Annotated in this window: 11 protein-coding genes; 5 read left to right on the top strand and 6 right to left on the bottom strand. The window is 70.9% G+C overall.

All coding sequences use genetic code 11. From position 1 onward, the window contains the following. Positions 1 to 68 precede the first annotated feature (68 nt). On the top strand, positions 69 to 830 hold the full coding sequence (locus ACHFIV_RS29760) for a GbsR/MarR family transcriptional regulator (RefSeq protein WP_398975470.1): 762 nt from the start codon (positions 69 to 71) through the stop codon (positions 828 to 830). Between the two features lie 58 nt (positions 831 to 888). Here ACHFIV_RS29760 and ACHFIV_RS29755 read toward each other — a convergent pair whose 3' ends face one another. Then, on the bottom strand, positions 889 to 1,626 hold the full coding sequence (locus tag ACHFIV_RS29755; RefSeq protein WP_398975468.1) for a DUF4232 domain-containing protein: 738 nt from the start codon (positions 1,624 to 1,626) through the stop codon (positions 889 to 891). Between the two features lie 394 nt (positions 1,627 to 2,020). Here ACHFIV_RS29755 and ACHFIV_RS29750 point away from each other — a divergent pair, with 394 nt between their 5' ends. Then, the gene (locus ACHFIV_RS29750; RefSeq protein ID WP_398975466.1) at positions 2,021 to 3,499 is read left to right on the top strand and encodes a helix-turn-helix domain-containing protein; all 1,479 of its coding nucleotides are present in this window, start codon (positions 2,021 to 2,023) and stop codon (positions 3,497 to 3,499) included. A 37-nt stretch (positions 3,500 to 3,536) separates the two neighbouring features. Here the strand turns inward: ACHFIV_RS29750 and ACHFIV_RS29745 are convergent, their stop codons facing one another. Beyond that, positions 3,537 to 4,514: an RNA polymerase sigma-70 factor gene (locus ACHFIV_RS29745; protein WP_398975531.1), complete on the bottom strand. Its 978-nt coding sequence runs from the start codon at positions 4,512 to 4,514 to the stop codon at positions 3,537 to 3,539. A gap of 131 nt (positions 4,515 to 4,645) precedes the next feature. Here ACHFIV_RS29745 and ACHFIV_RS29740 point away from each other — a divergent pair, with 131 nt between their 5' ends. Next, complete coding sequence (locus ACHFIV_RS29740; protein ID WP_398975464.1) at positions 4,646 to 5,131, top strand: carboxymuconolactone decarboxylase family protein; 486 nt, start codon at positions 4,646 to 4,648, stop codon at positions 5,129 to 5,131. Between the two features lie 70 nt (positions 5,132 to 5,201). Here the strand turns inward: ACHFIV_RS29740 and argS are convergent, their stop codons facing one another. Next, positions 5,202 to 6,971, bottom strand: a complete 1,770-nt coding sequence (argS, locus tag ACHFIV_RS29735; RefSeq protein WP_398975462.1) for an arginine--tRNA ligase — start codon at positions 6,969 to 6,971, stop codon at positions 5,202 to 5,204. 147 nt (positions 6,972 to 7,118) lie between these two features. Here argS and lysS point away from each other — a divergent pair, with 147 nt between their 5' ends. Further along, a complete protein-coding gene (gene lysS, locus ACHFIV_RS29730; RefSeq protein WP_398975461.1) occupies positions 7,119 to 8,876 on the top strand; it encodes a lysine--tRNA ligase in 1,758 nt (585 codons plus the stop codon). Positions 8,877 to 8,941: 65 nt separating this feature from the next. On the opposite strand, the gene ACHFIV_RS29725 is transcribed toward lysS, so the two are convergent. The 3 genes from ACHFIV_RS29725 to ACHFIV_RS29715 form a co-directional block, all read right to left on the bottom strand. Beyond that, positions 8,942 to 10,285, bottom strand: a complete 1,344-nt coding sequence (locus tag ACHFIV_RS29725) for a DUF2637 domain-containing protein (protein WP_398975459.1) — start codon at positions 10,283 to 10,285, stop codon at positions 8,942 to 8,944. Positions 10,286 to 10,466: 181 nt separating this feature from the next. Beyond that, the gene (locus tag ACHFIV_RS29720) at positions 10,467 to 11,282 is read right to left on the bottom strand and encodes a DUF3558 domain-containing protein (RefSeq protein ID WP_398975457.1); all 816 of its coding nucleotides are present in this window, start codon (positions 11,280 to 11,282) and stop codon (positions 10,467 to 10,469) included. Between the two features lie 253 nt (positions 11,283 to 11,535). Continuing rightward, complete coding sequence (locus tag ACHFIV_RS29715) at positions 11,536 to 12,366, bottom strand: DUF3558 domain-containing protein (RefSeq protein ID WP_398975456.1); 831 nt, start codon at positions 12,364 to 12,366, stop codon at positions 11,536 to 11,538. Between the two features lie 172 nt (positions 12,367 to 12,538). Here ACHFIV_RS29715 and ACHFIV_RS29710 point away from each other — a divergent pair, with 172 nt between their 5' ends. Further along, entirely contained in the window at positions 12,539 to 13,732 is a 1,194-nt protein-coding gene (locus ACHFIV_RS29710) for an RtcB family protein (protein WP_398975455.1), read from the top strand. Positions 13,733 to 13,819: the final 87 nt, after the last annotated feature.

Here is a 13,819-nt window from a genome sequence, read left to right as displayed (position 1 = left end):
GTTGCGTTGCAATGAATAGAGCGTTAACGCTATGCTCGTGGCATCACAGGCCACAAGGAGGGATCGCGATGCCGGGCGGCAGACTCACCCAGCAGGAACGCCAGCAGATCGCGCTGGGAGTGGCTGACGGCCTCCCGTACGCGGAGATCGCCAGAAGCCTCGACCGGCCGACCTCGACGGTCACGCGCGAGGTGATGCGCAACGGCGGTCCCACCGCCTACCGGGCCGACCTCGCCCACCGCGCCACCGAGCACCGAGCCCACCGCCGCAAGCAGGCGGCGCCCCGGAGAGCACAGGCCTCTCCTCGGGCCGACGGGCGCGACACCGAGGCCGTCCGTGAGTTCGCCGAGGTGTTCACCACCGTCATGATGGCTTCGGGTATGCCCAAGATGATGTCCCGGGTGCTGGCCTGCCTCACGGTCACCGACTCGGGCAGTCTCACCGCGTCCGAACTCGTCGAGCGCCTCCAGGTCAGCCCGGCGTCCATCTCCAAGGCGATCGCGTACCTCGAGAGCCAGGCCTTCGTCCGCCGGGAACGTGACGAACGCCGGCGCGACCGCTACGTCGTCGACGACGACATCTGGTACCAGTCGATGATCGCCAGCGCCCGTTCCACCGCGCGGGTCATAGAGACCGCACGGCAGGGCGTCGGGGTGCTCGGCCCCGGCACTCCGGCCGCCGCCCGTCTGGAGAACGTCGCCCGCTTCCTCGACTTCGTCTCCGAGGCCCTCACGCGCGCCGCCGAGCAGGCCCGCGACGTCCTCCACACCAAGCCCGCGGCGGCCCCGGACAGCTCCGCCGGCCCGCGTCCCGGTCCCGCGCCCGAGTAGACAGCCGGAAACGGGCGTGACACCGGTTTCCCGGAGCCACGCCCGTTTCGGGGGGACGTCAGTACATGAGGGCGTCGTCCATGCCCGTCTGCCAGTACGTCACAGTCAGCTTGCTGTCGACGTGGACCTCCTCGCCCAGCGGCACGCTCACCATCTGCCCCGCCGTGCCCTCGTTCGCGTCCTGGAAGCCGACGGACAGCTCCTGGGTGGAGTAGCCGCCCGTGCCGCTGCCGTCGGCGGCCGAGGTCCTGATGCCCGCGTAGGCGGACTGGCCGGGAGCGAGGGTGATGACGGCCTGCGGCTTGCTCTCCTCGAAGACCGCGGGGACGGACTGCGCCCCACCGAACTTCAGGAACGGGTAGGCGAACGCGTCGCAGCTCTTCGAACCGGTGTTGGTCACCGTGAGCAGCATGTGGTTGAGGGGGCGCGGGACGCTCGTGACCGTGAGCTTGGTGTTCGTGCCGGCGCAGACCGGCAGGGCACCGCGGCTCCTGTCACCGCTGTCCTTCGGCTGCTTCGGCTGCTTCGGAGCGGGCTCCGGGGTGGAGGAAGCGGAACCCTTCGCGGCCTCCGAACCGGAGCCGGACGTACCGGATTCCCCGGCCGGCTTCCTGTCCTTGTCGGCTGCCGGGGCCGCCGACGTCCCGCCGGCCGGGTTGCGGGACGCGGAGCTCGCGGCGTCGTCCGCGGCGTCCGGGCCGTCGCTCTGGCAGGCCGTCAGGGACAGGGCGGCGAGCAGTGCGGCGGTGCCGAGGACGGAGGTGCGGGCGGTGCGGCGGAAACGAAGGTTGCGCATGAGGTGGTTCTCCCCGTTCGAAGGTGTGAGTGCCCGGGGCGCCGTTTTGGCGCGTCGAGGTCCGGGCGGGTGTACTGGTCGGTGACGTGTGGTCAGGGCCCTACAGGAGCGTGATGACGACTGCGATGCAGACGACCAGCACGCCCGTGGCGACCGCGTCGGTCAGGTCGAGTTCAGGTCGAGTACGCACGGCGGCTCCCGGGACGGGTGAGGGTGGGATGTACGGGTCGCGGGGAACGCCGCGGTGTGTCCACATCCTGTCCAGCCCCGGAATCCGGCCGCAACGGCTGCTGGGGCATGCGGGACGCTGGAACGTTCGCACAGGCCCTGACCTGCACGGACATCACTTCCCTGGAACGCCGTTCCGGGAAGGAACGGAAGGGGAACGGTCGGGGTGGGCACAGAGATCCAGGACTTCGCGGCGCTGCTCAGGGGGCTGAAGGAGCGGTCCGGTCTCAGCTACGGGGCGCTCGCCCAGAAGCTGCACATGAGCACCTCGACGGTGCACCGGTACTGCAACGGCGACGCCGTGCCCCATGACTACGCGCCCGTCGAGCGCTTCGCGCGGGTGTGCCGGGCCTCGTCCGAGGAGTTGATGGCCCTTCACCGGAAGTGGATCCTCGCCGACGAGGCCAGGCGGCGGGGATCGCGGAAACCCGATGCGGGTGGCGCCCCGGCCCCCGGGGCCGCCCTGCCCGCGCTCCCCGGGGCCGGCGCGCCCGAGGCTGCCGTCCCCGCGCCCGGGGAGCCTCACCGGGCCGGAGCGGAAGCTCCCTCGCCCGCGGAAGCGGAACCCGCCTCGCCTGTGGAAGCGGAAGCGTCCTCGCCCGGGGTGGCGGGTCCCGGAGCGGCAGCCGGGGACGCGCCCGTCGACGCATCCGTGGACCGGTCCACGGCGAAGGACGTGACACCCGACGGGTCCCGGCCCGGCGCCGTTCCCCCTCCCCGCCGTACCACCAGGCGGCTGCGCGTCCTGCTCGCCGCGGTGGCGGTCGTGGCTCTCACCGTGCCCGCTGCCCTCGCCGTGCACGCCCTCGGTGACGACGGCCCGGCCGACGGCGACCGGCGGACGGACGCGGCGCCCAGCCACGCGCAGGTCGTTCCCAGCGGCCGGGCGAGCACGCGCGGGACGGCGGAGCCGAGCGGCAGCGCCAGTGCGTCGCCGTCGGCAGGCGCGAGCGCTTCGGCGTCGGCGGACAGCAGCCCTGCCGCCAAGCCCTCACCGTCCGCGAAGAAGCGGGTGAGCGGCAGCGGCGTGCCGGTCCACGCGACCATCAGTTCGTACAACTGGGAGTCACCCTGCGGGCAGTACTACCTGTTCGACCAGGAGCCCGACGACGTGCCGCCGGCGCCCCCACCTCAGGACACCCGTGGCTGGGCGCGGTTCCTGGACGGTGTGGACGGGGGTGACATGAAGCTCGAACTCACCCTCCAGGGGGCGTCCGGCGAGGCGGTCGTGCTGAACGGACTGCACGTACGGGTGCTGGGGCGCAACGCTCCGCTCGCCTGGGGCGCCTACTCGATGGGCAACGGCTGCGGAGGGGGCATCACACCGCAGACCTTCGACATCGACCTGGACGACAGCCGGCCCCGTGCGAAGCCCGTCGCGGGTGAGGACGCCGGAGTGACCGTCCCCGCCAAGGACTTCCCCTACCGGGTGAGCTCCACCGACGTCGAGGTCTTCCACCTCGACGCGCACGTCGAGGGGCACGACGTCACCTGGTACCTGGAGCTGGAGTGGACCAGCGGAGGCAGGAGCGGAATGCTGCGCATCGACGACGGGGGCAAGCCCTTCCGCACCAGCAGCCTCACGGCCCGGCCGTCGTACTACTACCGCTCGGACATCGCGCAGTGGGTGCCCGAGGAGCAGTGACAGCCGGGGCGGGGAGCGGCCGTGGCCCGTGCCGGGCTCAGCGGCGCAGTGTGGTCTCCTGCCGCATGTGTGACAGCTTCTCGGGATTGCGCACCGCGTAGAGCCCGGTGATGAGGCCGTCGTCCATGCGCACCGCCATGACCGTGTCGAGGGTGCCGTCGAGCCGGAGAAGGAGCGCGGGCCAGGCGTTGACCTGCGCCGGCCGGAACGAAGGAGCGGTGACCTTGCCCAGGCCGCCGATCAGCAGCCTGGCCACCTTGTCGGCACCCACCACGGGCCTGGGGACGGCCTGCTTGACCCCGCCGCCGTCGCCCATGAGGACGGCGTCCGGCGCGAGGATGTCGAGCAGGCCCTGGAGGTCCCCGGTCTCGACCGCCCGCCCGAACGCGTCGAGTACCTCTCGGGTCTCGGCCGGGGAGACGGTCCCGCGCGGCCGGCGCGCCGCGACGTGGGACCGGGCCCGGTGCGCGATCTGGCGGACGGCGGCCTGACTCCTGCCGACGGCGTCGGCGATCTCCTCGTACTCGAGCGCGAACACCTCGCGCAGCACGAACACCGCCCGCTCGTTCGGCGTGAGGGTCTCCATCACCAGCAGCATCGCCATCGAGACGCTGTCGGCCAGCTCGACGTCCTCGGCCACGTCGGGCGTGGTGAGCAGCGGCTCGGGCAGCCAGGTGCCGACGTAGGACTCCTTGCGCCGGCCGAGCGCGCGCAGCCGGCTCAGCGCCTGCCGTGTGGTGATCCGGACGAGATACGCACGCGGGTCCCGCACCGTGCCGAGATCGACGTCCGCCCAGCGGAGCCAGGTCTCCTGGAGGGCGTCCTCCGCGTCGGCGGCCGAGCCGAGCATCTCGTAGGCGACGGTGAACAGCAGATTGCGGTGGGCGACGAACGCCTCCGTTGCGGGGTCAGGACGCCGCTCGTCCGTGCGCCGCACGGTCGCGTCCCAGGTGTGCTCGCGCTCGCTCTTCACCGGCTGCTCCTGCCTGTTCGCTCTCGACGGGGCCTCGCGCACAAGACGCCGGCGGGCGTCGTCCTGTGACATCGGCGCGCGGTGAGACAGGTCACACGGCCGCCCCGTCACAAGGAGCGCGTCGGCGGCATCTCGTGTGCGTCGAGTGCACCACCACGAGTGAGGACGACGTCATGGACGCACGGTTCGACCTGTTCGACAACGAGATCGGTATGAAGTTCGCCAAGCGGTTCGCCGGCACGGGCCTGGTGGTCCAGCAGTCGGCGCTGCCGAAGGCCACGCAGGAGCTGGTGTCGCTGCGCGTCAGCCAGATCAACGGCTGCGGGCACTGCATAGACATGCACGTCAAGGAGGCGGCTGCCGCCGGTGAGACCCCGGTCCGGCTGCATCTGGTCGCCGCCTGGGCCGAGTCCACCGTGTTCACCGAGGCCGAGCAGGCGGCGCTGGCGCTCGCCGAGGAGGGCACGCGGCTGGCCGACGCCCAGCCCGGGGTTTCCGACGAGACCTGGGCCCGGGTGCGCAAGCACTACGACGACGACCAGACCGCCGCACTGATCTCCCTCGTCGCCCTGATGAACGCGGCCAACCGGCTCGCCGTGATCACCCACCTGAAGGGGGGCTCCTACGAGCCCGGCGCCTTCGCCGCCGCGTTCGACTGACCGGCGGGAACGCGCACGGGCCCGGCCGGGATCACTCGATCCCGGCCGGGCCCGTGCGGCAGCCGAAGGGTCAGAGGCGCTCGGGCGTCCTGATCCCGAGGAGCTTCATGCCCTGGTGCAGGGTGCGGGCGGTGAGCTCGACGAGGAACAGCCGGTTCTCGACGACCTCCGGGGCGTTGTCGTCGCTGAGCACCTGGCACTGGTCGTAGAACGTGGTCAGGTGCGAGGCCAGCTGGTAGAGGTACGCGGCCAGCTTGTGCGGCTCGTAGCCCTCGGCCACCTCGTCCAGGACCGCGCCGAACTGGTCCAGGTGCAGGCCCAGCGCGCGTTCCGCCGGGGCCAGGGGCAGCTCGGGGTGCGCGGCGGGCTTCGCGTCGCCCGCCTTGCGCAGGATGGAGCGGATCCGGGCGTAGGCGTACTGGAGGTACACCGAGGTGTCGCCGTTGAGGGACACCATCTGGTCCAGGTCGAACTTGTAGTCCCGCACGGCGGACGTCGACAGGTCGGCGTACTTCACGGCGCCGACACCGACGTACCGGCCGTTCTCGACGATCTCCTCGTCGGACAGGCCCACCTTCCCGGCCTTCTCCCGGACCACGGCGGTGGCCCGCTCGACCGCCTCGTCGAGGAGGTCCTCCAGCCGGACGGTGGTGCCCTCACGGGTCTTGAACGGCTTGCCGTCCTTGCCGAGGACCGTGCCGAAGGCCAGCTGGTGCGCCTTCACGGCGTCGTTCAGCCAGCCGGCGCGGCGGGCCGTCTCGAAGACCATCTTGAAGTGCAGGGACTGCCGGGCGTCGACCACGTAGACCAGGGTGTCGGCCTTGAGGTTCTGGACACGGTCACGGATCGCGGACAGGTCGGTCGCCGCGTAGCCGTAACCGCCGTTGGTCTTCTTGACGATCAGCGGGACCGGGTTGCCGTCCGGGCCCTTCACGTCGTCGAAGAACACGCACAGCGCGCCCTCGGAGCGGACGGCGACGCCCGTCTCCTCCAGGATCCGGCAGGTCTCCTCGAGCATGTCGTTGTACCCGGACTCGCCGACGATGTCGGGGTCGTCGATCTCCATGTCGAGCTTGTTGAAGACGGAGTAGAAGTAGATCTTCGACTCGTCGACGAAGCGCTGCCAGTGCGCCAGCGTCTCCGGGTCGCCGGCCTGCAGGGCCACCACCCGGTCCCGGGACCGCGCCTTGAACTCCTCGTCGGAGTCGAACAGGACCCGTGACGCCTTGTAGACGCGGTTCAGCGACGACATCGCCGCCTCGCCGTCGGCCTTGTCACCTTCGTGCTTCAGCTCGTCCGGGTGCTCGAAGAGGTACTGGATGAGCATGCCGAACTGGGTGCCCCAGTCGCCGATGTGGTGGCGCCGGACGACGTTCTCGCCGGTGAACTCGAGGATCTGGACCATCGCGTCACCGATGACCGCCGACCGCAGGTGGCCGACGTGCATCTCCTTCGCGACGTTCGGCTGGGCGTAGTCGATCACGGTGGTGCCCGGGGCGGCCTTCAGCGGGACGCCGAGCCGGTCGCCGTCGGCGGCGCGCGCGGCGAGCGTCCGGATGATCGCACCGTCGGTGAGCGTGACGTTCAGGAAGCCGGGGCCGGACACCTCGATGTCCTTGATCAGGTCACCCGCCGGCAGCGCCGCGGTGACCTGGGAGGCCAGCTCGCGCGGGTTGCCCTTGAGCTTCTTGGCGAGCGCGAGGATCCCGTTGGCCTGGAAGTCGGCCCGGTCGCTTCGGCGCAGCAGCGGGTCCGCGGTGCCGGCATCCGGCAGTGCTGCCGTCAGGGCGTCCGCCAGCTGCTGCTGGAGCGTGGAAGCGAGGGAAGGGACCGAAGCCATGAGCCGGCTGCCGTTTCCGTAGGAGACAGGAGATCACCCCAGTATCCCACGGGGCGCAAAGCCGTTTTCGCGCTGCGGGTGGTACCTGGGAGAATGGATGTGCCCCTGCCGGGGGTCGCCCCTACGAGTCCTACACGAGAGAAGGACGTGCCGACCGTGGCTTCGAGTCAGAGCAGCACCGAGACCGACTGGGTCTCCCGCTTCGCGGACGATGTCATCGCCGAATCGGAGCGACGTGCGCCTGGCAAACCGGTCGTCGTCGCCTCCGGTCTCTCCCCGTCGGGCCCCATCCACCTGGGCAACCTCCGCGAGGTCATGACCCCGCACCTGGTCGCCGACGAGATCCGCCGCCGCGGGCACACCGTGCGCCACCTGATCTCCTGGGACGACTACGACCGCTACCGCAAGGTGCCGAACGGCGTCGAGGGCGTCGACGACTCCTGGCAGGCGCACATCGGCAAGCCGCTGACCTCGGTGCCCGCCCCCGCAGGGTCGGCGTACCCGAACTGGGCCGAGCACTTCAAGGCGGCGATGACCCGGGCGCTGGACGAGCTGGGCGTCGAGTACGACGGCATCAGCCAGACCGAGCAGTACCTGGCCGGCACCTACCGCGAGCAGATCCTGCACGCGATGAGGCACCGCGCCGACATCGACGCGGTCCTGGACCGCTACCGCACCAAGAAGGACGGCGCGGCGGGCGGCAAGGGCAAGAAGCCGCAGCAGAAGAAGGTCGACGAGGCCGAGCTGGAGGCCGCCGAGGGCTCCGGCGCGGCGGACGAGGACGACGGCAGCTCGAACGCCGCCGGCTACTTCCCGTACAAGCCGTACTGCGGCAACTGCGAGAAGGACCTCACCGTCGTCACGTCGTACGACGACGACACGACCGAGCTGAACTACACCTGCTCGGCCTGCGGTTTCGCCGAGACGGTCCGCCTCAACGAGTTCAACCGCGGCAAGCTGGTCTGGAAGGTCGACTGGCCGATGCGCTGGGCCTACGAGGGCGTGATCTTCGAGCCCAGCGGCGTGGACCACTCCTCGCCGGGCTCCTCCTTCGTCGTCGGCGGCCAGATCGTGCGCGAGGTCTTCGACGGCGTCCAGCCGATCGGACCGATGTACGCGTTCGTCGGGATCTCCGGCATGGCGAAGATGTCCTCCAGCAAGGGAGGCGTGCCGACCCCGGCCGACGCCTTGAAGATCATGGAGGCGCCCCTGCTGCGCTGGCTGTACGCGCGCCGCAGGCCGAACCAGTCCTTCAAGATCGCCTTCGACCAGGAGATCCAGCGTCTGTACGACGAGTGGGACTCGCTGGCCCGCAAGGTGGCCGACGGCACGGTGCTGCCCGCCGACGCCGCCGCCTACGCGCGGGCCGTCGGCACGGCCGCCGGGGAGCTGCCCAGCACCCCCCGACCGCTGCCGTACCGCACGCTCGCCTCGGTCGCCGACATCACCGCCGGCGCGGAGGACCAGACGCTGCGCATCCTCAGCGAGCTCGACCCGGAGAACCCGCTGACCTCGCTGGACGAGGCGCGGCCCCGGCTCGACCGCGCCGAGAACTGGATCACCACCCAGGTGCCGGCCGAGGCCCGCACCATCGTCCGCGACGAGCCGGACAAGGAGCTGCTGGGCTCCCTGGACGAGCAGGGCCGCGAGTCGCTGCGGCTGCTGCTGGAAGGGCTCGACTCGCACTGGTCGCTGGACGGCCTGACCACGCTCGTCTACGGAGTGCCGAAGGTCCTGGAGGGTCTGGCACCGGACGCCAAGCCGACGCCCGAACTGAAGGCCGCCCAGCGTTCCTTCTTCGCGCTGCTGTACCGGCTGCTCGTCGGCCGGGACACCGGGCCGCGCCTGCCCACGCTCCTCCTCGCGGTCGGGGCGGACCGGGTGCGGACGCTGCTCGGGGCGTGACGACCGGGACGTGAGAACGGGCGGGCCGCTCAGCGGCCCGCCCGTTCCTCTGTCCGCCTCAGCCTCTACGCGATGTGGTCGGCTGCCATCTCGTTGTCGAAACGCTGCTTGAAGCTGGGCAGCAGCCGGCGGAGGAGGGCGGCGCTGCGCGGGTGGTGGACGTCGTGGACGTCCGACAGGGTTATGTCGAGCGCCTCGGCGCTCGGGTGGGTCTGGTGCTGGTGGGTGTACTCGGCGTAGGCCTCGTAGGCGAGCTTGCCGAACTCGGCCTCGGCCTCGGCCCATTCGGCCGGGTCGGCGTTCTGGGCGGCGTCCTGCTCCAGCTGGTCCTGCGGCTCCCCGGGTTCCGGTCCGGCCGAGCGGGGGTGCGGGAACGCGCCGATCGTGCCCACGTTGCCGAGCGGGCGGGTCCGGCCGCCGGGGCCTGAGGGGACCATCACCGGGGCGGGGTCCGTGCCCTCGTCGTACTCCGGGTCGTACGCGCCCTCGTACGCCTCGTCCAGGACCCTGGAGGTCGCGAACCAGGGGCTGTCGTGCGAGCCGGGGTCCTCGTGGGGGTACTGCTGCTGCGCCTGCTGGTACTGCTGCTGGACGGACGGGTCGTACTGCTCCTGCTGCGGGTGGGGCGGCTGCTGCTCCTGCGCCTGCGGGACGTACGGAAGTTGGGGCTGCGGCTGCTGCCCGGTCTCCACCGCTGCCGGGGCCGGCGGGAGCAGCGCCGGCTCGATGCCCGCGGCGGCGAGGCCGGCCGGGGCGGTCTCGGCGAGCGGGACACCGTACTTCGCCAGGCGCAGCGGCATCATCGACTCGACGGGGGCCTTGCGGCGCCAGTTGCGGCCGAACCGGGCCTGGAGGCGGGCCTGGTAGATCAGCCGGTCCTGTTCGAGCTTGATGACCTGCTCGTAACTGCGCAGCTCCCACAGCTTCATCCGGCGCCACAGCTTGAACGTGGGGACGGGGGAGAGCAGCCAGCGGGTGAGGCGGACGCCCTCCATGTGCTTGTCGGCCGTGATGTCCGCGATCCGGCCCACGGCGTGCCGCGCGGCCTCGACGGCCACGACGAACAGGATGGGGATCACCGCGTGCATCCCGGTGCCCAGCGGGTCGGGCCAGGCGGCGGCGCCGTTGAAGGCGATCGTCGCGGCCGTCAGCAGCCAGGCGGTCTGACGCAGCAGCGGGAAGGGTATGCGCATCCACGTCAGCAGCAGGTCCAGCGCGAGCAGGACGCAGATGCCCGCGTCGATGCCGATCGGGAAGACGACCGAGAACCGGCCGAATCCCTTCTCCTCGGCGAGTTCGCGCACGGCGGCGTAGGAGCCGGCGAAACCGATCGCGGCGATGAGCACGGCGCCGGCGACGACGACCCCGATGAGTACGCGATGCGTGCGTGTCAGCTGCATGGCGGCCACCCGCGATCCCCTCCCGACTTCGATGAACCGGCTTCACTTCGGCGTCCGGCGCGGGCACAGCCTGGCACATGCCGGCCGGGCGTGTTGCGTGGGGAGGGGGCGAAGCCCGGTGCTCGCGGGAGCACCGGGCTTCGTCGAGGCGTCTCTCGGCAGGGGAGTCCGTGCGCCTGCCGGGCGGGGGTCACGACTTGGCGGCGGCCTTCTTCGTCGACCTGTCCGATGCCTTGGTCGCCTTGCCCGATGCCTTGGCGGACGGGGAGGACGGCGCCTTGGAGGAGGGTGACTTCGGCGCGCCGTCGTCGGCGCCGACCGCGGCGACGGCCTCCTTGGCGGCCTTCTGGGCGTCCTTGAGGATGTCGGCGGAGGAAGGCGACTTGGCGCCCGCGAAGCCCGCGCCGTTGTAGGTGACGCTGACGACGACGTTCCCCGTGCGGGCCACGACCGTCGCGTACTCGAAGTCCTCGCTCGACTTGGTGAGGCCGTACGTGACGGAGGTGGCCTGCTCACCGATACCGGTGACGGGCTTGGCCGACACCTTCTGCGCACCCTCGGTCGCCTGGGTCTTGGCGACCTGCTTGGTGTACTCGTCCGTCGCGCGCTTGGCGCCGCTGCCCAGGGACTGGTCGGAGTCGAAGCGGGTGAAGCCGACGTCGAGCCAGCGGTACTGCGATCCCTTGACGCCGTTGTCGTCCAGGCCGTTCCAGGAGCAGCCGCCACGGCTGGCGGTGTCGCTGGACCTGCCCGGGGTGCCGCCCTTGTTCTTGGTCTTGGGGACCAGGTCCTCGATCGTCTTCTTCCCGATCGACGTGCAGGCGTCGGGCAGCGTGTCGAACTTCGCGGGCTCGACGGCCGGCTCGGACTTCTTCGCGCTCGGAGAGGCCGAGGAACCCGGCTTCTTCGCGTCGCCGGAGTCCGACGAGCAGCCGGCGACGACGAGCATCACCGGAACGGCGGCGCAGGCGAGTATGCGGGACAGTCGCGGGGCTGATCGGTGCATGGTTCCTTCACTCGGACGGCACGGCGGTCTCGGTCGTGCGGGCGGTCGGACGGTACGTGGGTTCGGGCGGTCGCAGGGTCGGGCGGTCACAGGGCCGTACGCCGGCCCCACGTCGCGGTCCTACGCCGTGAGGCGCGTGCCGCTCGGTACGTAGGCCGGTGGCCACGGTACGACGGACCGCGACCGGATGCCGCCTCGGGCCGGAGGCCCCGAGTGCGGCGGGGGTCCCGGCCGGTGACCGGCGGTGGCCCGGTCAGTCGCTGAGGGTCTCGGCCAGATTCCGCGCCAGGGCCTGGGCCTTCTCCTGAAGTTCCCGGCTGTCGGGCACCTCGGTGACACGGGCCGGCTGTTCGGTGTACTGGACGGTCACGATGACGTTCGATGTGCGGAACACCACGCTCACGGTGCGGTGCTGCGCGGTGGAACCCGCCCGGGTGAGCTCGTCGTCCAGGAACGCGGCATCCCCGAGCTCGTCGAGCAGCCGCGGCCGGAGATCCGCGTCGGGGTCGGTGCCGGTGGTGCTGCCGGACGGGTCGGCGGAGGGATCCGTGGAGGGCGAGGCGGAGGACGTGCCGCCGGGGGAGCCGGACGGCGTGCCGCCGGCAGGCGCGGAGGCGGAGCCGCTCGGGGTCTCGCTCGGCGTGACACCGGCGGCCGTGGGGAGGGCGGCCGCCTCCTGCTTCCTCCCGTACACCTCCCGTGCCCGGTCGTCGTCGCTGACCGCCGGGTCGTACGACACGACGCGCTCGAAGTCGATGGACAGGTTCCGGGAGGCGTCCGGGGCGTCCGACTTCCAGCGGCAGCCGACCTTGCGGTCGGTGTCGTAGGTGACGGTGGCCGTGCCCTCGTACACCCTGTCCTGCTGCTCCTCGGGCAGCCCGGCAGCGCCCGGCAGAAGGTCCTCGAGAGTGGCACGCGGCACCGCACGGCAGGATTCGGGCAGCGTCCGGTACTTCCCGGGAGGCGCGGCCGTGACCGTCGGGCTGCCGGGCTTGCTGTCGGCGTCGGGGTCGTCGGCGTCGGAGCCGGCGCTGCAGCCGGCGACGAGCGCGAGAAGAAGCGCGACGCCGGGTACGTACGCCATGTGTCGCACGGTCCCAGGCTCCCTTCGGTACGAAAACGGGTTGCCGCCCGATGGCGGCCGATGGACACAATGTGTATCGCACGCACCGCTGTGAATGCCGGTCGGCCGACCTGTATGCCGACCTCGGCACCGGTTTTGCGCTTTCAGACTTTTTCGGGGGAATCGAGGGGTTATGTCGTATGTAGAGGTACCGGGGGCGAAGGTTCCCATCCGCATGTGGGCGGATCCGTCCGCGGTCGAGGACGTCGCCATGCAGCAGCTGCGCAACGTGTCGACCCTGCCCTGGATCAAGGGCCTCGCGGTCATGCCGGACGTCCACTTCGGCAAGGGCGCGACCGTCGGCTCGGTCATCGCGATGCACGGCGCCGTCTGCCCGGCCGCGGTGGGTGTGGACATCGGCTGCGGGATGTCGGCGGTCAGGACGTCGCTGACGGCCAACGACCTGCCGGGAGACCTCTCACGGCTCCGGTCGAAGATCGAACAGGCGATCCCGGTGGGCCGGGGGATGCACGACGACTCGGTGGACCCGGGGAAGATCCACGGCTTCCCCGTCAGTGGCTGGGACGACTTCTGGTCGCGCTTCGACGGGATCGCCGACGCGGTCAAGTTCCGTCAGGAGCGGGCCACCAAGCAGATGGGAACGCTCGGAAGCGGCAACCACTTCATCGAGTTCTGCCTCGACGAGGTCGGATCGGTGTGGCTGATGCTGCACTCCGGTTCCCGGAACATCGGCAAGGAGCTCGCCGACTTCCACATCGGGCAGGCCCAGAAGCTTCCGCACAACCAGGGGCTCGTCGACCGCGACCTGGCGGTCTTCATCGCCGACACCCCGCAGATGGCGGCGTACCGCAACGACCTGTTCTGGGCGCAGGAGTACGCCAAGTACAACCGCTCGATCATGATGGGCCTCTTCCAGGACGTGGTCCGGAAGGAGTTCAAGAAGGCCAGGGTCACCTTCGAGCCGGTCATCTCCTGCCACCACAACTACGTGGCGGAGGAGCGGTACGACGGCATGGACCTGCTGGTCACCCGCAAGGGCGCGATCCGCGCGGGTTCCGGGGAGTTCGGGATCATTCCCGGGTCCATGGGAACCGGCTCGTACATCGTGAAGGGGCTGGGGAACACGAAGTCGTTCAACTCCGCCTCGCACGGCGCGGGCCGGCGGATGAGCCGGAACGCGGCGAAGCGGAGGTTCTCGACGCAGGATCTGGAGGACCAGACGCGGGGCGTGGAGTGCCGCAAGGACTCCGGTGTGGTGGACGAGATCCCGGCTGCGTACAAGCCGATCGAGCAGGTCATCGACCAGCAGCGTGACCTCGTCGAGGTCGTCGCGAAGCTCAAGCAGGTCGTGTGTGTGAAGGGCTGAGGGCCCCGGTGCCACCCCGAGCGGCAGGCCCCGCACCGACCGACCGCGGATGCTGTGGGTCGATGCGGGGCCTGCCTGTCGCTGCGA

Origin of the sequence: Streptomyces sp. ALB3, from assembly GCF_044385685.1 — a bacterium.
In the GTDB taxonomy this organism is placed as follows: Bacteria; Actinomycetota; Actinomycetes; order Streptomycetales; family Streptomycetaceae; genus Streptomyces.
The sequence above is the reverse complement of the archived record's forward strand: the minus strand, read 5'-3'. Positions and strand labels throughout refer to the sequence as shown.